This is a genomic window from Robertmurraya korlensis, from assembly GCF_023715225.1.
In the GTDB taxonomy this organism is placed as follows: Bacteria; Bacillota; Bacilli; order Bacillales; family Cytobacillaceae; genus Robertmurraya_A.
In genome coordinates this window covers 1-398 of the sequence record NZ_JAMBNS010000157.1, presented here as the reverse complement: position 1 = coordinate 398, position 398 = coordinate 1, and the positions used below count along the sequence as shown (strand labels likewise).

General features: G+C 49.2%; 1 protein-coding gene. It reads left to right on the top strand.

Features of this window, described 5'->3' with window-relative positions; all coding sequences use genetic code 11:
* Window positions 1-24 precede the first annotated feature (24 nt).
* The coding region (locus tag M3175_RS26195) for a JmjC domain-containing protein (protein ID WP_251524639.1) at window positions 25-398 on the top strand (374 nt) is incomplete at its 3' end.

Sequence of the window (398 nt, the reverse complement as noted above, 5' to 3'; positions counted from 1 at the left end):
GAAGCAGGTCAACCGATTCGTTTGATGAATGAAATGGGCGAGCTGATATTTGATGAGGTGCTTGAGCCAGGCGATGTGCTGTATGTACCGACCAATCTCTCTCATTACGGGGTGGCCGTTGACGATTGTTTAACTTTTTCGTTTGGCTTTAGGCGCCCCACCCCATTACAGCTGCTCGATAGTTTGGCAGATGTGGCTACCCATTTTGATGATTTAGCCATTCCCCTCAAAATCAACCAACCCACCGCCGTTGCAGGCGAGCTGTCGATAGCCAGCGTTCACGATATCAAAGCGCAGCTGATTGCGCTGCTAAACTCTGAACTTGGCGATGAAATAATCACTCAAGCGATTAGCGAAACGGTAAGCAAGCGTCAATATGAGCTGATGCTCCCTGACAC